The 20,634-nt window shown below is 65.9% G+C and carries 11 protein-coding genes; 8 read left to right on the plus strand and 3 right to left on the minus strand.

Translation table 11 applies throughout. From position 1 onward, the window contains the following. The first annotated feature begins 79 nt into the window (after window positions 1-79). The 3 genes from CMC5_RS03885 to CMC5_RS03890 all read left to right on the plus strand — a co-directional run bounded on the left by CMC5_RS03885 (window position 80) and on the right by CMC5_RS03890 (window position 2,909). Window positions 80-2,038, plus strand: a complete 1,959-nt coding sequence (locus CMC5_RS03885) for a serine/threonine protein kinase (RefSeq protein ID WP_050429158.1) — start codon at window positions 80-82, stop codon at window positions 2,036-2,038. Window positions 2,039-2,415: 377 nt separating this feature from the next. After that, window positions 2,416-2,556, plus strand: a complete 141-nt coding sequence (locus tag CMC5_RS43960; RefSeq protein ID WP_156338162.1) for a hypothetical protein — start codon at window positions 2,416-2,418, stop codon at window positions 2,554-2,556. A 14-nt stretch (window positions 2,557-2,570) separates the two neighbouring features. Then, on the plus strand, window positions 2,571-2,909 hold the full coding sequence (locus CMC5_RS03890; RefSeq protein ID WP_050429159.1) for a hypothetical protein: 339 nt from the start codon (window positions 2,571-2,573) through the stop codon (window positions 2,907-2,909). Window positions 2,910-3,159: 250 nt separating this feature from the next. On the opposite strand, the gene CMC5_RS03895 is transcribed toward CMC5_RS03890, so the two are convergent. The 3 genes from CMC5_RS03895 to CMC5_RS03905 all read right to left on the minus strand — a co-directional run bounded on the left by CMC5_RS03895 (window position 3,160) and on the right by CMC5_RS03905 (window position 5,412). Next, window positions 3,160-3,570, minus strand: a complete 411-nt coding sequence (locus CMC5_RS03895; protein WP_245678275.1) for a hypothetical protein — start codon at window positions 3,568-3,570, stop codon at window positions 3,160-3,162. Window positions 3,571-3,804: 234 nt separating this feature from the next. After that, window positions 3,805-4,107, minus strand: a complete 303-nt coding sequence (locus tag CMC5_RS03900) for a YtxH domain-containing protein (RefSeq protein ID WP_050429161.1) — start codon at window positions 4,105-4,107, stop codon at window positions 3,805-3,807. 180 nt (window positions 4,108-4,287) lie between these two features. Then, complete coding sequence (locus CMC5_RS03905) at window positions 4,288-5,412, minus strand: hypothetical protein (protein ID WP_050435694.1); 1,125 nt, start codon at window positions 5,410-5,412, stop codon at window positions 4,288-4,290. A gap of 435 nt (window positions 5,413-5,847) precedes the next feature. Here CMC5_RS03905 and CMC5_RS03910 point away from each other — a divergent pair, with 435 nt between their 5' ends. The 5 genes from CMC5_RS03910 to CMC5_RS03925 all read left to right on the plus strand — a co-directional run bounded on the left by CMC5_RS03910 (window position 5,848) and on the right by CMC5_RS03925 (window position 20,625). Next, on the plus strand, window positions 5,848-7,911 hold the full coding sequence (locus CMC5_RS03910; protein WP_050429162.1) for a zinc-ribbon domain-containing protein: 2,064 nt from the start codon (window positions 5,848-5,850) through the stop codon (window positions 7,909-7,911). A gap of 340 nt (window positions 7,912-8,251) precedes the next feature. Further along, the gene (locus CMC5_RS03915) at window positions 8,252-9,829 is read left to right on the plus strand and encodes a S49 family peptidase (protein WP_245678276.1); all 1,578 of its coding nucleotides are present in this window, start codon (window positions 8,252-8,254) and stop codon (window positions 9,827-9,829) included. Between the two features lie 1,686 nt (window positions 9,830-11,515). After that, window positions 11,516-18,007: a tetratricopeptide repeat protein gene (locus tag CMC5_RS03920; RefSeq protein WP_218920226.1), complete on the plus strand. Its 6,492-nt coding sequence runs from the start codon at window positions 11,516-11,518 to the stop codon at window positions 18,005-18,007. 120 nt (window positions 18,008-18,127) lie between these two features. Further along, window positions 18,128-18,856: a hypothetical protein gene (locus CMC5_RS43965; protein WP_156338165.1), complete on the plus strand. Its 729-nt coding sequence runs from the start codon at window positions 18,128-18,130 to the stop codon at window positions 18,854-18,856. Beyond that, complete coding sequence (locus tag CMC5_RS03925) at window positions 18,853-20,625, plus strand: carboxypeptidase-like regulatory domain-containing protein (protein ID WP_156338166.1); 1,773 nt, start codon at window positions 18,853-18,855, stop codon at window positions 20,623-20,625. Before CMC5_RS43965 ends, CMC5_RS03925 begins: the two co-directional genes overlap by 4 nt. Window positions 20,626-20,634 lie beyond the last annotated feature (9 nt).

Below are 20,634 nucleotides of genomic sequence, written 5' to 3' on the forward strand. Positions count from 1 at the left end.
ACGTGCCTGGCGGTACCCCAGCGCCGCCGAGACGTGCCACAATGCGGTCACTCAAGGGCCTCCCGGCCCGTCAATGGCTATGCGATCCAACGAGATCCATCCGGGCGATTTGATCGCGGGAAAGTACCGGGTACGCGCCATCCTCGGTCGTACTCACGGGCTCCTGCTCGAGGCCTTCCACACCGAGTTCGACCAGCAGGTGATCATCAAGGTCCTGCCGGGCGGCTGGGGCGACGAAAAGGAGATCGAGCGCTTCCGCCGAGAAGCGCGCACGCTGGCGAAGCTCGAGTCAGAGCATGTGGCGCGCATCATCGATGTCGGCAGCCAGGACGATGGCTCGTTCTACCTGGTCCGGCAGTACCTCGACGGCATGGACCTCGGGGCCTTCCTGCGTCAGCGCACGCAGCTCACCCTCGAAGAGGCGGTGCTGCTGGTGCTCCAGGCCGCAGAGGCCGTCGCCGAGACGCACAGCCACTCGATCATCATCCGAGAGCTCCAACCCTCGCATCTGTTCGTGACCCAGCGGGTGGGTGGCGCGCCGCTGCTCAAGATCGTCGACTTCGGCACAGCGAAGCTGATGCGTGATGCGGCAGCGCCCACGGCGGGTGGGGAGCTCACCGCGACGGCGATGTTCGGCCTCTCGCCGTACACCTCTCCGGAGCTGGTGCGCAAAGCCAAGAACGTGGATCAGCGAACGGACGTGTGGTCGCTCGGCGCGATGCTCTACGAGCTGGTCACGGGGCGTCCTCCTTTCAACGGCGACATGGCCGTACTGATGCTGCAGATCGCAAAAGAGGAGCCGGTCCCGGCCACGCAGTACCGGCCTGATCTGCCGGCAGAGATGGACCAGATCCTGGGCTGGGCGCTCGCCAAGGACGTCGATGGCCGTTTCCGCAACGTCCACGCCTTGGCGCACGCGCTGACACCCTTCGCCAACACGGAGGGGCGGCTGCTCATCGAGCGGATCGGCCAGATCACGCATGCGGCCAAGAAGAAGAAGACCGTGTCGATCGCGCCGGCCCCGGCGTCGAGCAGCGGTGGATACCTGCCGCCCCCGACGCCACCCCCCGGGAGGCCTCGGCCTGAAGACTCGGTGACGAGCGTCAAGTCGCAGCAGCAACAGCAGGCTGGCATCGCGACGCAGAACTTGCCGGCGTACAACCCGGCCGGATCTGGCTCCCCCTCCGGGTTCCCTCCGCCGAGTGGGAGTGGGTCGAGATCGTCACGGCCCGGGGCCTCGTCGCGCTCAGGAGCGACCACGCCTCGAAACGAGACGGTCGCGGCGCTGGGTGGACCGTCGACGGTGCAGCCGGCGACGCTGAGGACCGCTTCGGCGCAGCCTCCGCCGAAGAGTCGGAAGGTAATTTACGGGGTGCTCGCGGCCGCGGCCGTCATCGTGCCGATCCTGGTGACCATCATCGTGCTCAGGAAGCCGAGTGGTGGTGCGATCTCCGCCGATCCCGACAAGCCCATCGAGATCCCGGTGGCGACGGCGGCTGTGCCGACGACGGAGCCCGCGGCGCCAGCGCCGACGGCCGAGGCGGTGGCGCCGACGCCAACGAGCGAGCCGGTGGCCTCGGCTGAGCCGGTGGCCTCCGCCGAGCCAGCAGCGTCTGCGGCCAGCTCGGCCGCACCCGTCGCGAGCGCGGCTGCGACGGCGGCGCCAGCCGGCCAGGGGGCCGTGGCTTCTTACGTGCCTTCGACGACGACGAAGAGTTCCGGTTCCTCCGGCAGCAGCGCCAGCAGCAAGCCCAGTGGAAGGGACACCGCCTCATCAGACTCCAGCAGCAGCAGCAGCAGCAGCAGCAGCAGCAGCAGCAGCAGCGAGAAGGGGACCATCGTGGCCGTGGCCTCCGGAGGGAGCTGTTCTTTCACGGTCAACGGGGCGTCCAAGGGGTCCGGGAGCTCGATCCGTGTCTCCGTGTCACCAGGGACCTACTCGGTGAGCTGCAAGCCTTCCGGTAGTGCGGCAAAATCGAAGAGCGTCACCGTGAAGAGCGGGCAGACCGCGTTCGCTGCGTTCCGGCTGGGTAGCTGAGCCGAAGAGCCGACCGGCAGGGCCGCTGCGCTCTGCCCTGTCGGTTGGCCTTCTCGCTTGCGCCACCCATTGGTGTCAGGCCTTGGCGCTTCGGCGCTCGTGACGCCTCACCCATCAATGCTCGAACCGAGCCCGCGGACGGCCGTACCCGTCGGGTACATCATCCGCTCGATCGCCCCGGCGACGGCGGCGCATCGACCCTCGGCGGTGCATGAATCCTTCCGTCGGGTCGGTGTAGCGGAGTGGGATCGTGCATAGCTTGCACGTCCGCTGTGGTGCGCCGGTTGCTGAGGACTGAGCCTACCATGGTAGGTCGAGCAGGTTTTGCAAACGGTTCCGGCAAGGACGTGGGGCACCAGCTTCTGGAGCATGCCCCCGTGGTTCCGCGCGTGATCGAGAAGGCTCGTCGCGCGGATGAAAAGCTGGTCGCGCTCGTGCAAGAGCGGCCGGTGACATCGCTTTGCGTGGCGGCGCTCGCCGGGTACTTGCTCGGTCGGATCGCAACGCGCATCGGTTAGCGCAGGGGGTCGACATGCAAAAGACAGAAGCCAAACAGAAGAGTGTCGAGAGCAGCGACGCCGACGACGATGCGCAGGAGATGCGAGGCGCCCAGGAAGAGGCTCTCCAAGGCGTCGATCCCGGACAGGTACTGGAGACGGTCACGACATTTGCGCGCGAGAACCCCCACACGGCCCTCGCCGTGGCGGCCGGGGTGGGCTTCGTGCTGGGCGGCGGGCTGACGCCTCGACTGCTCGGTGCCATCGGGCTCTTCGTGGCTCGTCAGTACATGCGGGAGACCATGAACGAAGCGCTTCAGGGGTCGCTGATGGACAGGCTCGCTGGAAGCGACGCGGGTAGCGAGCAGAACTGAGCTGGGAGCATCGACCGCGATGGGGTCCAGGCGTCTGGATCCTCTGTGCCCTTGAGAGGCCATGGCTTCTCAGGGGCTTCGGTCATTTTCTCGGAGATGAACGGGCTCCTGTTTCCATGTTCGCGTGACCTGAAGGCGCTGCGGATCCCCGAACTCAAGGCACGGCGAGCGTGAGGCTCACACGAGCTGGCGCGAGCTCAGCGCTTGCCATGGATCAGCGCCATGAAGCGCACGGCGCATGGGCTGCCCATCAGGGTTTGCGGGGTCGTGTCTTCCGGATACGGCACCCGCCACTCTGGCTGAGCGCATCTTCAACGGACTGAGAGACAGAGGCAGGGCACCGGACGGCGAGCAGGGCGCCGCCCGTGTCGACGGCATCCTCGAGGTAGCGCGCTTCATATTCCGGCAGCTGAGCTCCCACCAGGGCACCGAGCAACGTACCAGCTGCGCCCGCAGCTCCTGCGCCCGCGAACCCTGCGACCAGCGGCCCGGCGAAGAAGGCGTCGAGCCCTGGAACGATGAGCGCTCCACCAGCGGCCAGCGCGGTGATCACGCCGCCGAGGATGCCCCCTGCGACCGCGCCGAGGGCTGCGCCTTCGGAGGCTTTGCTGCGGATGGTCAGGCCGATGTCGTCGAGCTGACAAGGAGGCTTGGGGATCATACGGATGTCCTCTGCCGCGACCCCCAGCGAGAGCAGCCGGCCGAGGGCTCCGATCGCCTCGGAGCGTCCCGGAAAGAATGCGGTGAGAACCCGGTAATACATAGGCCGTGGGATATTTTACAAAGCACCGAGCGTGCCGGGTCGAGCTGCGCAGTTGTCGCTCGAAGCGCGAACGCCGCGCCGGGTCTGAGCCGGGCGCGGCGTTCTCGTCCGTCACTGTCTGGAGGCGCGTTCTCAGCTGATGCCGCCAGCATCTCGACCCAGGGCGCCCGCGACATGATTGTTGCTCACGCCCGCTTTCTCCGAGACACGCTGTGCTGCCTGCAGAGCACGCTCTTTCACCTTGGTGGCGCCGTCGGCGAGTTTCTGACGCGTGACGTCTCCTCGGTTGGGCGCAACGAGCACGCCGAGGCCGATCCCTGCGGCCACGCCGAGGCCGAGGCCGATCGAGGCGGGCACGATCCAGTCGATGGAGCTCTTGCGCTGAAAGGGGAAAATGTCCGTCAGGGTATTGAGAAAGTACTTCGTCTTGATCATCGGTACGCTCCGTCGCTGCGGTTCATTCCAACCGGCGCTGCTGCGACGCCCGTGAGCGCCAGCGCCGCCTGAGCGGGTCAGGTGGGGATGACCCAGGCAGCGTGCATGCCAATGACGGATTGGGCAGGAGGGAGTCAGCGGTCGGCGGGCCTGCCGCCGATCGCGCACGTTCCGCTCAGGTCAGTTGCAGAAGCCGTCGATGCAGAGCGATCCTGGCGCGCAGGGCATCGTGGGACCGCACTGATCCCCGAGGTTCACGCTGGAACCACAGACGCTGTACGTCCCGGAGACGGTCGTGACGGACTTGCACTGGTTGAACGCCGGAGGGAGTCCGTTGCAAGCGTTCTGGTTGGGTGCGCTGCAGGCGATGTAGCAGCTGTGATGTAGACAGATGGATCCCTGGGCACACACGTCCTGCTGGCCATCCGCCCCGCAGATGAAGTTCGCCGACTGAGTGGGGATACAGCCGTTCTCGACCCAGACCATGCCATCCGGGCAGGTCGCTCCGTCGCTGCGCGGAACGCAGGCGCCATCGACGCAGACGAGGTCAGGACCTCCGCAGTCGTTGGTGATCACGCAGGGCTGCTGCGGAATGGAGCAGACACCCAGGGTGACGTCGCAGGCGTAGCTGTCAGGACAGTCCGTGTCCGCCGAGCACGAGGTCGTGCATTTACCTTCCACGCACACGTTGCCGCTGGGGCACTGGGTCTGATCGAAGCACTGATCGGCCGGCGCGGTACAGACGCCGCTGACACAGAGGTAGCCGCTGCCCAGGTGGCTGCAATCGGCGTCTTCGCCGCACGCGGCAGGGTTCTCGGGCCGACAGGTGCCGTCGTCGGCGCAGACGTAGCCGTGGATGCATCCGAGCGTCTGGCCATCGACCTCTTGCTGGCATGACCCAGGCTGACAGGTGCCGTCGGGAGCGCAGGTCTCCCCGGTGGCGCAGTCGTCGGGGTTGCCGCAGTAGACGGCACCGCCGCCCCCGTTTCCTCCCGAGCCGCCATGGCCTCCTGTCCCGGAGCCGCCAGGTTGACAGCTCGCGGTGAGATCATCGTCGATGACACACTCATAGCCGCTGCTGCACCCCCAGATGGTGCAGTCGCCGATGTGGCATTGGTGGTCGTCCCCGCAGGTCTCGTTGACCCCGCAGTCCTGTGGTTTCGAGCAGCTGCCGGCGGTGGGGGGGGGGGGACAATTCTGAGAGCTGCAACTCCCGATGGGAGGGGAACTCTCGTCCCAGATCGGACAGCCCGCCAGCACGGACGCCAGAATGCCTGCGAAGCCGAGTAGAGAAAGTCGCGTCATCGCCATCTCCGAAGCATCGGGCCGCCCTTCACCGAGGAGTGCGCCCTCGCGTGCGCGGTCGTGACGAGACCAGGGTAGCAAGCGACATGCCCCCGACAAGTCCTGTCTGGGATCGGGCCGAGTGGCCTCTTTGGGAGACGTAACGTGAAGGACCGTTCACGGCAGCGTGTGGCCAGATGCCGGGGAAAGGGTCGATGTCGTCGATCCGAGCACCGAGAGAATGTCTGAAACGACGCTCCCCGAGGGGGGTGGTCGATTCGCCCTGGTCCCCCTCTCGTGCATGGGGGGTGTCGTCCTGGTGGGGGGGGCGCCTCCGCGGGAGCCTCGCGGGCGCCCGTGCTACCTTCGCTGGCGAGCTCCCGCGGCTCCGGACGCGCCGGTGAATTTTGCTTCGCCGGCCACCGTCCATGATGATGGGGCGAGCTCGACGAGCCGATGGACGTCACCTGCGACCGCTGCCGCACCGAGTACGAGTTCGACGATGCGCTCGTTTCGGGGCGCGGCACCAGCGTCAAGTGCACCAACTGTGGTCATCTGTTCAAGGTGCGGCGCGCTGATGGGGCGCTGCCAGAGCGCTGGCAGGTCCGCACCGCAGATGGTCGTGAGTTCGAGTTCAAGATGCTGCGCGAGCTGCAGGCGGCCATCGGTCGGGCCGAGATTTCCCGGGAAGACGTGCTCTCGCGGGGGAGCGGACCGTCGCGGCGTCTGGGCGAGATCGCGGAGCTCGAGCCGTTCTTCCGCGGCGTCGGCGGGATGATGAGCCCGACCTCGGGCGGAGGGCGTGGTCCGTCGGCGCCCGCGCGCGTCCGGACGACGACCCCCTCGGGTCTCGGCGGCCCTGTGCCGACGGCCGACGAGGACACAGCGGTGCCCTTCGCGCAGCAGGACGCTGGTCAGAGGTCTGGCGCGACGTTGCCGCCGGAGCCTTTCGTGCGAAGCCCCTCCGTGCCGCCGGTATCGGGCGAGCCGACGAGCGCGGAGCCCCTGACGCCGCCGGTCGGGCGGCTTCCCATGATGCCTCCAACGCCGAGCCCTGGCGCCACGCAACCACCGGCGCCCGCGAGGCGGAAATCGCCTCCAGGGGTGATCGTCTCTCCAGAAGACGCGCCTCCTGTGCCTGAACGGCATGGTCCGACGGACTCCCCCAGCGCATCCCAGAGGGGGCAAGGAGAGGGAGGGAGCGCCAGCGGGGGAGGTGGGTCGTCCCAGACCGCGCTTGACCCGCAGCCGATGTCCGGCACGGCGGAAGAGGAGGGGGCAGCGCTTTCTCCGCGCCAGCGCCCGCCGCGGGAGGTGCGGGTACAGTCGGCGCCGCTCACGCCGACGCCTTCGGAGATCCGTTTCTCCATCAGCGAGGATGCCTACGGTGAGCCTCGTTTCACCTCCGTGGTCCCTTCGCGCCGTGCGGGGGCGGCGCGCTGGATGGTGGGTCTCATCGTGGCCGGGTTGGCCGTGCTCGCCGGTGTCATTCTCGTGCCGAAGTACCTGAAGCCCCTCGCGCATACACCCGAACGAGCGAGCGACGAGCGCGCGACCTCGCTGGTCGCGGAGGCCAACCAGGCCTTGCTGGAGGGTGACCTGGAGGGGGCGCGGGACAAGTTGCTGCAAGCGAGCGCGCTCGCCGAGCGTGATCCGAAGATCGCTGTCGACCTGGCCCGGCTCGAGACCGCTGGCGCGGATCTTCGGTGGCTCCGGTTGCGCCTCGTGGAGGGGAAGAGTCCGGACGAGGCGCTCGCTCGGGATGATCTCGAGGTCGCCGTGAACAAGGCTCGGAACGCCGTAGAGCATGCGGAAGCCGTCGCGGCAGGTGATCCGGCAGTCCAGCGTGCGCGCGTGGATCTGGTGCGCTTGCAAGGGGATCTGGGTCGAGCCCGGCTCCTCGTGGGGACGCTGACGGGGGGGGGCGCGCAGGCGGACAATGCGCTGGCCTTGGCCGCCCTCGATGTGGCCGAAGCGCAGCCGAGCTGGCCTGTCGCCATTGGCCGTCTTCGAACGGCTGCGGTGGGCGACCAGGGACTCGGTCGAGCGCGGGGGCTGCTGATCTACGCCCTGGCGCGCTCCGGCGACCTCGCAGCCGCCAGGGCGGAGTACGAGCGACTCGTGGCTTCGGGTCGGCGTAACCCGCTCGCCCCTGCGCTGAAGGCGTTCCTCGACCGGCTGGACTCGTCGCCGGCGCTCCCTGCGACGATGGGTGACGCGGGAGTTCCGGATGCGGCAGAGAGCGGTATGCAAGCTCCAGCAGGGGGGCCGCGAGAGGGGAGGGCGAGCGACGGCGCAGCGGTCGACCCTTCCCCATCGGGTCGTCTCCTGCAGCGTGGAGCATGGAATGACGAGGGGCGGGTCCCCGATGATTATGTGGCGCCCGATCAGGGCGCAGCCGTGGAAGTCTCCGATCTGCCCGGCGTCGCGCCGCCAGCGGCCTCTGCAGGGGCCGCAGCGAACGGTTCTTCACCGGCCGAGATAGACACCTCAGACCTGTCTGGATCCAACTATGAGTGAGCGTCGAGCGGCCATTGTGCCGGCGAGGGAGCGGGACGAGCTTCGAGGGCCGAGAGAGGCAGGTCGTCGTCGCAGGGGCGCGCTGCTGGGGCTCGTATGCACGTCCGCTGTGCTCGTGTCGTGCGTGGGGCGTGAGCGTCGCAACGAATCGAGCCCATCGACGGCCGTCGCTCCGGGACGACCGACCGTGGTGGAGATCGATCTGTCGCGCGGCTTGCCCGAAAGCGCACCCACGTCGTGGCTCGGCACGAGCAAGAGCCGTACGCACGCCGATCTGGTGCGCTCCCTGCGTGGATTCGCGGCGTCCGACACCACGAGAGGAATTCTTGTGCGGCTGGGCATGGCGCGCCTGTCTTTCGCGGGTGTCCAGGAAGTGGGTCGGCTGCTCGGCGCAGTGCGCAAGGCGGGCAAGCCCGTGGTGTGCCATGCGGACGAGTACAACAACGGGACGATGCTTCTCGCCGCCGCGGGGTGCAGCAAGCTGTGGCTCAGTCCCGCGGGGCAGGTGGATACGGTGGGCATTGCGGCACAGCTGCTCTTTGCCAAGGGGCTGCTCGACAAGCTCAACATCAGCGCTGATTACCTGCAGGTAGGGAAGTTCAAGGGCGCGAGCGAGCCATTCACGCGAGAGAGCGCCAGCCCCGAGGCTCGCGCATCCTTGCAAGGTGCCCTCGGGGGGGTTCGGGCCGCGTGGATTGCGACCATCGTCGAAGGGCGACGCTCTGGCGACGACAAGGGCCTCGAAGCTGCCCTGGAGAACGGCCCCTATTCACCCGCGGAAGCGGTGGAGCTGGGTCTGGTCGATGCGATCGGGGATCTGGGCGAGGCCCGCAGTGATGCAGAGGCGCTGGCGGGCGTGGAGCAGACCGTGGCGCGCTTCGGGGGTAGTGGGCGGGATGCAAGCGTTCCGCGGGGGCTCGTGGACATCTACCGCTCGCTCTCGGGAGCCAGCGCCGTCGGTGAGCCGCATGTCACCATCGTGCCTGCCGCGGGAAGCATCGCCATGAGTTCGGGGGCGTCGCCCCTCGGCGGGAGCGATGGCATCGGAGAGCGGGAGCTCGGCCGTGTGATCGCCCGTCTGGCGAATGACAAGTCCACGAAGGCGGTGGTGCTGCGTATCGACTCGCCTGGAGGCTCGGCCCTCGCCTCGGATCTGCTCTGGAAGCGGCTGATGAAGCTACGCGAGGAAAAGCCGCTGGTCGTCTCGATCGGGGGGATGGCTGCGAGTGGTGGGTATTACCTTGCATGTGCGGGCACCAAGATCCTTGCAGAGGAGACGAGCATCATTGGATCCATCGGTGTCGTCGGGGGCAAGCTTGCGGTAGGGCATGCGCTTGCTTCTGTGGGCGTCCATGCGGAGACGGTCGCGGCCAATCCCGATCCTTTGCGTGCGAATCGTGCAGCCTACATGTCCATGCTCACGCCCTGGGACGACGCCACGCGTGCAAGGGTGTTGACGTCGATCCAATCCATCTACGATCTGTTCCTGGAACGTATTGCGGCTGGACGAGGGGTCGCCGTGGAAACCATCTCACCTTCGGCCGAAGGACGGTTGTTCAGCGGCGCGCAAGCCAAGCAGCGTGGCCTCGTCGACGAGATGGGTGGACTCGACGAAGCCGTGCGGGTGGCGCTCGACCTCGCAAAGCTACCGGGTGGGACGCCGGTGGAGATCGAGCGGGACGACATGAGCTTCCTCGACATGCTGGCTGCGAGTGACGTGGACGAGGACGACTCCGGAGACGCTCATCGGGGGGTCGATGCGCTGCAGACCCACGCGCGTCGTGTGGTCGTCGATGCGCTCGCCTCGGCGTGGCTGGTGCCGCTTCCCGAGCTGGGCACGTTCGTCGGCTCGTTCGCTCCCCTCTTGTCGGGAGAACGTGCCCTGGCGGCGCTGCCTTTCGCGGTGGTATTGCGGTGAGGATGCATACGGATCCCCCGTCTCTTGGAGGCCTTCGAGCGCCGCCAAGGTGATGGGATGCTCGAAAGGCGTGAGCACCTGAGCGGAGCCGTGAGCCGGCTTCGGCTCGGGAGGGTGGCGCTCGCAGCACGAAGTTCGCATTGGGGACGCGTGGAGGCGGGTGAGCTGCTTCAACGAGTCCGGTTCGGAGGACGTGGCGTGTCTCATCGAGTCGAGCCGTGGAGGCGATCGCGTCATGAGCGCGCAGCCGCGGAAAGCAGCGTGGTGTGATGAACGAATCCGTGAAACTGGCCTCTCACCACGGTCCATCTGGTAGGCTCGCCCAGCGCGCGATGGCCGCGAAGGTGCCTGATGGTCTCGACGCCGAACAGCGAGAATTCCTCCACTTCGGATGAACCGAATTCTCGCCCTCTCAAGACGCGACAGACCATGCCACCGCCGGAGCTCATGCACCGGATGGCTCCTCTCTCGGCCGGGGAGGTAGTCCTGGAGAATCTTCGCCTGGAAGCGCCTGCATCTCGGCACGCTGGCCCTCGAGCCGAAGCTGCCTACTGGCGGGGGCGTCTCGAAGAGCGTCGTGCGCACGGTGATGCGCTGGGCGAGCGTGAAGCTGCGATCACCCTGGCGAGGCTGCTCGCCTCTCGGGGAATCGAGCTGGAGACGGCGGCCTCCTTGGCCCAACGGGGGCTCGCTCTGGGAGAAGATACAGGCCTTCGGGTCGAACTCGCTGGATGGCTGGCGAGTCTGGGAGAGCCAGCTGCAGCGGCGGCCGCGTTGAAGTCCGTATGCGATGTTCAGCGCCCCAGCGGCGGTGCGAGGACCCTCGTACGCATCGCGGTGCTCCTGGCGCGGGCAGGAAACGCCAGTGGCGCGGTCGATGCGCTGATCCGCGCGGCGAGTCTCGAGCCCACCGATGCGATGGCATCCGAGCTGCTGGGGACAATTTCCGCATGGTCCCCAGAGCTGGTCCCGCCTGAGGCTGCCGCGCGTGCGTACCTCGACGCTGCGGAGCGACGGGAGGCGTTGCGAGAGCGGGATGCGGCGTTCGAAGATCGACTCCGGGCGCTCGAGATTGCTCCTCAGGATGCGCGAGCTGCTGCGGTGATGTCTGCCGCGCTGGCTGCGCGTGGTCGCGTGGGGGCGTCCGACGAGGTGGCGCGGATTCACGCGATGGCGCTGAGTGAGCGTGGAGAGATAGAGCGCGCTCTCGAGGTTCATGTCCGCCGGCTGGAAGCGGCGCTCAGTGATGGGGACGCGGCTCGAGCGGCTGGTTGTGCGCTCGATGCCGAACTCGAAGCGGATCTCGAGTCCGATGACGTGGAGGTCATCGACGAGGTCCTCGGACAGGCAAGCCTCTACGAACTCGTGGCGGTGCGGAAAGAGCTACGGGCGGCTCGCCTTGTGGGGACGGCGCGTGCGGCGATGTTCGAGGCGCTGGCGCGGCTGTATGCCGGTCCGCTGGCCAGTCCGGAGCGATCGCTGGAAGCCTGGATCGAGGCCGCCGTCGCCGATCCGAGTGGCGTTTACGCGTGGGCTGCGCTGCGCGAGCATGCCTCCGCTTCCCAGGACCCTCTGCCGCTGATGGAAGCGCTCATTCGGGTTGCTGACGGTGGAGGAGGCCTCCCGAGCGATCCGCGAGCGAGCATCGATGCGCTCCGGGACCTCGCCGTGCTCGCTGAGACGAGGATGGCGGACGCTGGCCTTGCCTGCTGGGCCTTCGAGCGATTGCTTCGCGCCGAGGTCGACGAGGAGGTTGCGGCTGCTGGCCTGCAGCGCCTCGCCGAGCAAGCGAGGACTCAAGACGAGGCGCTCGGTAGAGCGCAGCAGCTTCTCCAGGAGGCCGCCTCCGCCGAGGAGCGGAGCCGTGCGCTGCGTCAGCTCGTGACGATCTACCGAGGCCGTCCGGACGATCTTTCTGCCTACGAGGAAGCTCTTGCGGCGCTGGCGCAGGAGCTTCCCGCAGATGGTGCGTGCATCATGGCTCTCGAGCGGCTGGCCCGTCGCACGGGGTCGGGGAGTTCGCTCGTCCCCTTGCTCGAGGCGAGCCGCCCGCGAGCTGAGAGCGATGGGAGAGGAGGACAGGTCAGTTCTGGCGGGTCGAAGGGGTCAAAACGTGCAGAGCTGGTAAGGACGAGGCTGCTCCTCGCGACCCTCCATCAACGCGAGGGTGATGAGAGCGCGGCCATTGAAGCCGTCCTGCCTCTGCTCTCCGAGGTGCCAGGACATCGGGGGGCGGCGAGTGCCGTGCTCGTCTTCGCGACCCAGATGGGACGGATCCGAGAGCGCGCCGACGCCTTGGTGCAGCTCGCAGGACCAGTGTGGCCCGCGCTGCGAGCCGTCCTGTTGGCACTCGCCGCGGAGCTGTATGCCGCCGCCGGAGAGCCGACACTGGGGCGAAAGGCGGCCGAACTCGCAAGCGAAGCCGACCCGACCAGCGTGCGCGCCGTCATGACCCTCGCTCACCTGCTGGCGAGTGATGACCTGAAGCCTCGCGTGGAAGGGCTCGCCGCTGTGCGCTCGGAGCGAGGGGCAGCCGCTGCCATCGAGCGGGCCATCACCACCGTGATCCCTCGCGGTATCCTCTGCGACGGCCTGGCCAGGATGCTCGAAGCGCTCGGGGAGCAGGGGCTCGCTCTCGGGTGGACCCAGCGCTGGCTTGCGCTGCACCCCGGCTGTGGGGCAGCGACGGGTCACCTCATTCGCCGTGCTGTCGTCGCGCGCGACGCTGCGCGTCTGTCCGATGCGCTCGCCTGGGTTCTGGCGCAGCCTCGACCACTCGACGACCTGGCGCCGATGCTCGGCACGTCACTCGATGCCTTGTTCGAGCTGGATCCGGCGCGCGCAACTGCGCTCGGGAAGAGAGCTCTCGATGTCCTTGGGCCACGCATGCCGTCGCTTCGGCAACGCCTTCTCGAATTCGCGGAGCGTTCGGGGGATCGGCAGCTTGGTATCGCGGTGCTGGAGCGGTCGCGCGCGGCAGAGCCGGACGTCGTGGCGGCTCGGGAGCTCCTGCTGCTGCTCGCAGAGCGGCGGATGGAGGCGGGGGATCCCAGCGGGGCAGCGCGCGAGCTGGTGCGTGCGGTCGAGCAAGGCGCGGATCCCCAGGGGGTACTTCATCACGTCAGGAGACTCGAGGCCTGGCTGCAAGACTCCACTGTCCAGCTGGGCTCGGATGGTGTCGTGGCCCTGACCGAGGCGCGGGCGCGGGCGCTCACGTCGGCTGGAGCATCTGCCGACGCGGCGGTGGCATGGCGCGAGCTGGGCGGACTGCTCTGGGATCTCGCCGATGACAAGCTGGGCGCAGAGAAGGCATTTCATCGCGCTTGTGAGCTCTTGCCCCATGGTGGTGAAGAGCGCTACGCGCGTGATCTTCGAGAGTTCGCTGGTGTCGACCTTGCCATCGAGATGCTGATCCAGCGAGCGTCGGACTCGGAGGGAAGGGCTGCGCCGAGCGAAATTCAGCCCTCTGCGCCGCAGAGGATGCCGACGGCTCAGCGTCGGCGGCGAGCCAGTCTGCTGATCGAAGCGGCGTCCATGGCGGCCGAACATCGCCTGAATGAACGAGCGCTGGCCATCGCTGTAAGTGCGATTGAGATCGATTCGTCGCGCGCGGACGCTGTCGCCTTGGTGGAGCGTTGCGCGGAGGGGGAGCAAGGGGTTGCGACGCTGCATCGCGTCTACGGTCTGCTCGCAGACGCTGCGATGGGCTGTTATGGCCGACGTGCTGCTCATTATCGAGCGGCCAGGCAGCTCGAGCGCCGAAATGCCATTACTTTGGCCCTTTCACACGCCGCCTCGTCCTTCGAGGCAGTGCCCACGGAAGGGACTTCTTACGTCCTGCTGGCTCGCCTCGCCGAGCGGGCCGAAGAGCCGACGGAGGCTGTTCGTGTCATCGAACGCGTGGCGGCTGGCGCAGAGAACGCTGGTCTACGGACGATGTGGCTCAGGCGTGCAGCGGGGCTGGCGGGGGCGTCCGAGGAGGGGGTGCGAACGCGGGTCGACCTTCTTCTTCGTGCCCTCAATGTGCGCCCCGATGCTGCAACCGTAGAGGACATCGGTCAGGCGATTGGCGAGCTCATCTCCATTACCGGCGAAGTTCTGCCGGAGTCACTGCGCTTCGACAGAGCCATCAAAGCCACACTTCCCAGGCTGGAGGGGCCTGATGGCGCTCGTGCCGCGATCGCCATGGCACGGGTCGCGGTTCGTGTCCTGGGGGCCTCGGCGAGTGCGCTCGCAGCCATCGAGCGTGGCATGAGGATCGACGGCGACGTGGAGGAGTACGAAAGCCTCGTCGATCTGATTCCCGAGCTCGCACGTGAAGCAGAGCGTGCGCAGCATCTGATTGCGGCGATCTATGCGGCCGGGAAGAACCCTCATGCCAATGTCGGTCCGGCACTCCTCCGGTGGGCCAGTCGCCTGGCCGATGTCCTCAAAGTGCCCGATGTCGCCGCTGCTCTTCTGGTCGAGGCAGCACGTCGCGCTCCTGAAAATCCCGAGCTGGCCTTCGAGGCTGATGTCTTCGTTCAGCTCACGGGTGACGATGCTCTTCAGCGCGCCCTCGACGATGCTTTGCCGGTAGCACGTCGCATCGAGGCGCTTCTCCACCTCGCCGATCAGCACGAACGGGAAGGAAAGCTCGATAAGGTCATTCTGGCCCTGCAGCGAGCGCTCGAAACGGGTGAGGTGGGGGAGGAGATACATGAGCAGGTCGTGGGGAGGCTCTGGCGGTTGCTCTCCCTTACCGGGGATTCTTCTGCTCTCGAGGTGCTCCTCCAGCAGGAAGCCGAACGTGATGATTTGCCAGCAGAGCGTCTCCAAACCGTGATCGGAGAGCTTTCATCTCTCCTGTCCGCCCGTGGCGACCTACGTGGCGCTCTGGAAGTCATCGGACGCAAAGCTCACCGTCTCCCCTTGACGAGAGAGCTTCTCGACGAAATTCGACGACTCTCGACATCGACGGGAGCGCGGCGTCTCCAGGTCGACATCCTGACGCGGCTGGCAGGGGTGCTGGAGACGAAAGGGCTGTCGCCGGTCGATCAAGAAGCGCTGGAGAATGCAGAGCACGAGCACACGGCCAGCTACCTGTCCGTACTGCGCGACCTCGCGCCCATAGAGCGAGAGCTGGGTGACGATGCCGTGGCCATCGCGCACTATCACGTGATCGCGCGTCTCGATCCGAAGGACACCGAGGCCCTCGAGGCTCTCGAAGAGGATGCATCGAGGCGCAGGGACCATGAGCGGATTGCCGAGTTGCTCCAGCTGCGTATCGTTGCTACCTCGTCGTTGCAAGAGCGCCGCGTGCTCCAGCTCCGGCGTGCCGCCGTGCTCGAGCAGAGACTCGGTCTACTCACAGAAGCTTGCCTGGAGCTCGAGCAGCTTCTCTCCGAGGCGCCGAACGATGCCGCGGCCTTGCGCTACCTGGGTGATATGTACGAGCGGCTCGGGGCTCCGCTTCGGGCTGCGCCCGGGTGGGCGCAGCTGGGGAGGCTGGCCACGTCACAGGAAGAGCGAGCCGACTACGCTCTGCGGGCCTGCCGTGCATACCTCAAGGGAGGGGAGATCGATGCTGCGTCCCGCAGTCTCGACGAGCAGTGGGAGGCCATTTCGGAACAACAGCTGCTGGAGGTTCGCGTCGAGATCGCACGTCTCCGCGGAGACACGTACGAACTGGCCCGTTCGCTGGATGCCTTCGTGGCCTTCATTCGTCAGGACGGGGGAGTCGAGCCCGGCTGGCATGCCGACATCCTCGTCGAGTCGGCACGTGCCACGTCCGCCACCGGGGACGATGTGGGGGCGCTGGGGCAAATACGGGAGGCGCTGAAGCTCACCCCTGGACATCTATCTGCCCTCCTGGAGGGAAGACGCCTGGAATACAGGCTCTGTGGCACGGGCACGCCACGAGAAGCTCAGGCAGCGATCGACGACCTCCAGCGAGCCGCAGACGCACTCGAGCCGACGCAGGTAGAGCTCTATGCCTTTCTGCTGGCAGAGCATCTGGATGTGATTCAAGGACACGGCGCCGGGATGCGTGAACTCACGCGGCGCCATGCCGAGGTAGGCCCTGCGGCGCTGATTGCGTTGGGTATGGCGGAGCGTCTGGCGCAGAAGCGCAACTTTGCGGCAGCCGTTCCACTGTTCGAGCGCGCGCTCGATGGCCATCTGCAGGGGCTCCGATCACGGGGTCGGGTGGCCCTGGCTGCGGCTCACGCCGCAGAAAGAACGGGTGATGTGAGTGCAGCGTCCCGTCTTCTGGAGCAAGCCTACGCCGAAACGGACACTCGCTCGCTCGCTGCCCGTCGTCGTCTCGAACTGACGGCTGCATACGGAGAGCGGGACGTCGCACAAAGCGCACTTGAGGAGCTTGCGGGGCAAAGCTCTGGAACGGAACGGGCTCACGTTCTCGTCCAGCTTGCCGCATTGCTGCTCGATGTCGAGCCTCAGCGATCGGCGTCGCTCCTCGCCGAAGCTGCGGACCTGGCAAGAGACAACCGTATGGTGGACGCTCGCATCGCCGAGCTGCGAATCAAGATCGAAGCTGTTCGCGAGCAGAAAGCGAAGCTCTCCGAGCAGCCTATCGCCCCAACGTCGCTACCCTCGGCAGGGTCGAGCGAGCGATTCACCGCCGAGACCCTGCCAGATGAGGGAATCGTCTCGAGTGGCAGTCGCTCCGGACGTTCCCGTCATCCAAAATCTCCCGTCATTGATCTGGCGTTTGATTACGCTGAACTGAGGACGCCCCCGTCTCCCTCGGTGTCTCCAGTCGCGACGCCGATGTCGGTGAGCGTATCTCCAACATCGAGCGTGCATCAGGAGAATGCCCAACCAGAGGCAGTCTCGACGAGCGTGATCCAGGAGGGCGGTCAGAGCGACACATTGCTGGGAATGGCCAGTCCGATTTCTGCCCCAGCCTCGCTCGGCGGCCGGGTGTCGTCCTACCCCGTGAGCCTCAATGGGCGCTTCCTCTCCGTCAATCCACCACCGAACGCAAGTGAGGAAGAAGTCAGTCTTCTTCGTGACGTCTCGTCAGGGGATTATGATGCTGGTGAGCGCTTGATGTCCTTGTTTCTCGCCTCCGGCGAGGATCGGACACGGGAAGGGCTTGCAGTGCGTCGAATGCAAGCCGCGCTCAAGCCTGGTGACCGAGACAGCCTCGAGCGCCTCCACGCGGCAGCGCTGGCCGACAGGAATGTCGTGTACGCCAATGCAATTCAACACGTCTTGACGGCGTTTGACTCCACTCGACGAGGGAATGGTTCGGTGGAAGTCGAGCGGGTTCTCCCACCACCTCTCTGGGCGCAACGAGATGCCCCAGAGTTGGTCAATGCGCTGCTCTTTCGTGACGTGAATGCCCCTGTAAATGAAGTACTGGCATTCGTGTGGGACACAGGATTGTTCCGTCGTGACCCTGGACAGTTCGGCATCACCGGCCTGGAACGGATACAGCCAGGCCCAGCAACCGTCCTTGGTGACGTCTATGGTATGATTGCGGAACGCCTCGGGGGCATCCGTACACCGCTTTTTCTGCAGCGGGCCGGAACGCAGGCCGGAGAGCGGAATTCTGGTCTGAATGCGCAAGTTCTGCCTCTAGTCCCTCCTGCTGTCCTGATGCAGGGTGATATTCGAGAAGAAACGGCTGAGTTGCGATATTTGCTTGGCTTGAGCTTGGCCGGTGCAATGCCGGAGCACGTGCTGGTGTGTTCACTGCCTTCCGCAGAACTGGATCTTGTGCTTGCCGCCGTGAAGGCGGCGTTCGGACCGCTCGACACCTCCGTTGGGAGTCGCCGCGACCCGGCAGTGACGCAGCTGGAGCAGAACCTGTGGCAGCTCGTCCCTCCCCGTGTAGAGCGGCGCCTGCGTGAGCTCTGCGTGCAACCGACTCCCATCGAGGCCGAAGCAGCACTCTGGTCAAGCGGCCTCGCAATGCGCAGAGCCGGACTATATGCGACGGGTGACCTCGCCATCGCCGTTCAGTCGACGGTCGACGCGCTCGGAATCTCCCGCGACATCCCGCTGAGAGAGCCTGGTGGTCTGGCCGCAGCATGTGCTGCTCACCCGGAAATTTCGGACTTGGTCCTGACTGCTATCCGGATGGAATATGCAGAGGCGAGGTGGCAGACCGGGCCTCCCTCTCGCACGCGCCGAGTCGATAGCTTGAGACCAAGGTCCAGGGTCGGCTGATGACGAGGGAAGCATCGCATATGGTTGACGTTCGGCCAGGCGGGCTCCAGTTCTGTTGGAATGTTTTGCTTGAGACGAGCGGGCCATCCGATGACCTGCCATCCTCGACGTCAACGAAGCATGAGCAAAGAGCATCGTCGTGAGATCAGGGCGAGCAGAGCCCTGACATCGGTGTCAGAGAGAAGCGGCGATCTGAGGCGAGGATTGGGAGGGGACACGAAAGCTTTCCCAACGGCCGCCGTCGTTCACGCCTTGGCACACTCGTCGCTACTGACTCTACTTGCGATGATGTCCTCTGCCTGCCTGGTGCTTTCGCCACCAGAGTATGATGCGCCGGAGCGGACTCCTCCCATGCTCATGGCTGCAGATGCCTATCCGGATCTTCGGCAGACGATCTACGTCTACGACGACACGTCGCGGGTCGAGTTCGGTGGCTCGGTGATCTCGGAAGATTCACAGCAACCCGTGGAGCTAGCCATCTATCTCGATTACGGGCAGCGGAATGCCGCGGGGCGGCCGTATCGTACAGCGATATACCCCTTCAAGCCGATCCCGCCCGGTACGATGGCTGATGGCGCTCGCAAATTTTCAGGGATGTTCTGGCATCCCAGCGATCATACCGTACCCCTTGGCTGCCATACCGTCACATTGATGGCGAGTCATCGATTCGGTCCTGATGTGTGTCCTCAGGAGCCGACGGATGCGAGCTATCTCGTCTGGCAGGTGATTCGCTGCGCTTCGAGCTCAGATTGCAATGATTTTTGCGAGCCGCCGCCGTGCGATACCGTCCAGGGCTGTGCTTCTTGCCTCACCCCTTCGAACCCAGACGGCTCAGGAGAAGGCCAATGAGCCGTACTCATGTCGCCCTGCTGCACCTGGCGGTTGCTTCCTTCGGATGCAGCATCCCCCTCTTCGAGAATCCTCCTGTCCCGCGAAATGAGTGTGTCACATCGGATGATTGCGCTGGAAATAGCGTGTGCGTGCTGGTGGGTGAGCGCAATGCTTGTGCTGCAATCAACGTGGACCTTCCAGGGTTGCTTCTCGAGATCCGAACACCCGTGAACAGCTCGCTGGGGAGCGTTGCTTTCCTCATCGACGTCGAGAGCCAAGAGCTCGTGCTCCGCGACATCATGAGGGATGGCCAGGTCCGGCCGTTCAACCCCCAGTTGCCTGAGCTGGCACAGTTCAAAGGAACCTTGAGACTGCCGGATGGCGTCGGGCGATGCGGAATCGAAGAGACTCCGGACGGCTCGTTTCCTGCGAGTGCCGTTCTCAGGCGGGTGGACCGGACATCTGGCTTGCCACCAGAAGAATACGCGGCGGGAAGCCACTTCGAGGTTGATGAAGCGGGCGGTCGTAGTTTCGTCTTTCGTGCAGATTTGCCCCGTGGTCTCTATGACGTCTATGTCACCCCACAGCTCCCTGTGGGCTGTGAAGACGGGCCACTCCCTGTCTTCTGGCCAGCGCAAGAGGTCGACTCACGGGCATTGAATTTTGATGTGAGACCGCCAGAGCGTCTCTGGGGCCGGTTCGCTGTCCCGACGACGATGAGCGTGGATGGCTGGTCGCTCGAGCTGGTCGAGCCCGAGCATGGTGACATCATCTCCGAGACGCTGACGCTCGCTCACTCTCCGAGCGTGGACAAGGTTTCGTTCGACATTCACTTCGACTGGACGGCGCGAGGGCGCTTTGATCCCTTGATTCGTCTGCGTCCCCCCGTGTCGGAGGCTCTCCCCACGCTTCATTGGGATCTTTCGGCCGTCGGAATTCTGATAGGCCCCGACGGGCTGGATCTCTCGCTGGCTGAACTGAATGCCGTTCCTCGTCACGTGGAGGGACAGGTCCTAGATGCGCAAGGGAGCCCTGTCGTAGCGGCAGTCCAGATTCAGAGCGCTGAGATTGCGGGAGATGCCAGCTCGGCGGCAAACTATCGCCTCGAGGTCGAGACCGACGTCTCCGGGATCTTCACGGCCGATCTTCCACCAGGGCACTACCGGATCGTCGCTCGCCCTGTGGATCCCGTTCGCATCCACGCGGTGGCGAGCAAGGAAATGGAGATTCCTGCTGGTGATGGCTGCTTTTGTGGGCAGTCCATCACCGTCTCCGAAATGGTGACGATGGAGGGGCATGTTCTGGGCCCTGGCGGCGAGTCGATCGGTGCCGCCTCCGTCGTGGCAGCGCCATCGACCATGGCTTCGCAGCGATACTTCGACAAGGTTCTTGCGTTGCCCACCCTGCGCCCCAGGGAAGCTCCGACTCAGCTGGTTGGGAGTCGTTTTTCCTTGAAAGTGGATCCCGGATCTCTCGACTTCTCGACTCAACCGGTCGACGGCTCGGGGTATCCTTGGTTGGTGCGACCCCGATTGCTGGTGGCGGGGGCGGAGATCGCCGAGACAGTGAGCCTCGGCTCGCTGACGGTTCCCTATCCGGTGTTCCTCCAAGGCGTCATCCGAGACACGCGGGGCGGACGCCTTCCGCACTCCGTTGTGAGGGCGTGGTTGCCGGTAGGCGATCCTCTGGCCAAGGATGGCCCTGCGGGGGTGATCCAGATTGGAGAAACCCTTGCACTGGGAGATGGAACTTACACTCTACCGCTTCCCCCTTCCCTGTCCGACTAGGCCTCCGGG

It is taken from the genome of Chondromyces crocatus, assembly GCF_001189295.1.
GTDB lineage: Bacteria > Myxococcota_A > Polyangia > Polyangiales > Polyangiaceae > Chondromyces > Chondromyces crocatus.

Coding starts and splice junctions, on each gene's coding strand:
- CMC5_RS03905 (WP_050435694.1), bottom strand. CDS start 5,412: ATGACGCGACTTTCTCTACTCGGCTTCGCAGGCATTCTGGCGTCCGTG.
- CMC5_RS03895 (WP_245678275.1), bottom strand. CDS start 3,570: ATGATCCCCAAGCCTCCTTGTCAGCTCGACGACATCGGCCTGACCATC.
- CMC5_RS03900 (WP_050429161.1), bottom strand. CDS start 4,107: ATGATCAAGACGAAGTACTTTCTCAATACCCTGACGGACATTTTCCCC.
- CMC5_RS03915 (WP_245678276.1), top strand. CDS start 8,252: ATGGCGCGCCTGTCTTTCGCGGGTGTCCAGGAAGTGGGTCGGCTGCTC.
- CMC5_RS03890 (WP_050429159.1), top strand. CDS start 2,571: ATGCAAAAGACAGAAGCCAAACAGAAGAGTGTCGAGAGCAGCGACGCC.
- CMC5_RS43965 (WP_156338165.1), top strand. CDS start 18,128: ATGAGCAAAGAGCATCGTCGTGAGATCAGGGCGAGCAGAGCCCTGACA.
- CMC5_RS03885 (WP_050429158.1), top strand. CDS start 80: ATGCGATCCAACGAGATCCATCCGGGCGATTTGATCGCGGGAAAGTAC.
- CMC5_RS03920 (WP_218920226.1), top strand. CDS start 11,516: ATGGCGGACGCTGGCCTTGCCTGCTGGGCCTTCGAGCGATTGCTTCGC.
- CMC5_RS03910 (WP_050429162.1), top strand. CDS start 5,848: ATGGACGTCACCTGCGACCGCTGCCGCACCGAGTACGAGTTCGACGAT.
- CMC5_RS03925 (WP_156338166.1), top strand. CDS start 18,853: ATGAGCCGTACTCATGTCGCCCTGCTGCACCTGGCGGTTGCTTCCTTC.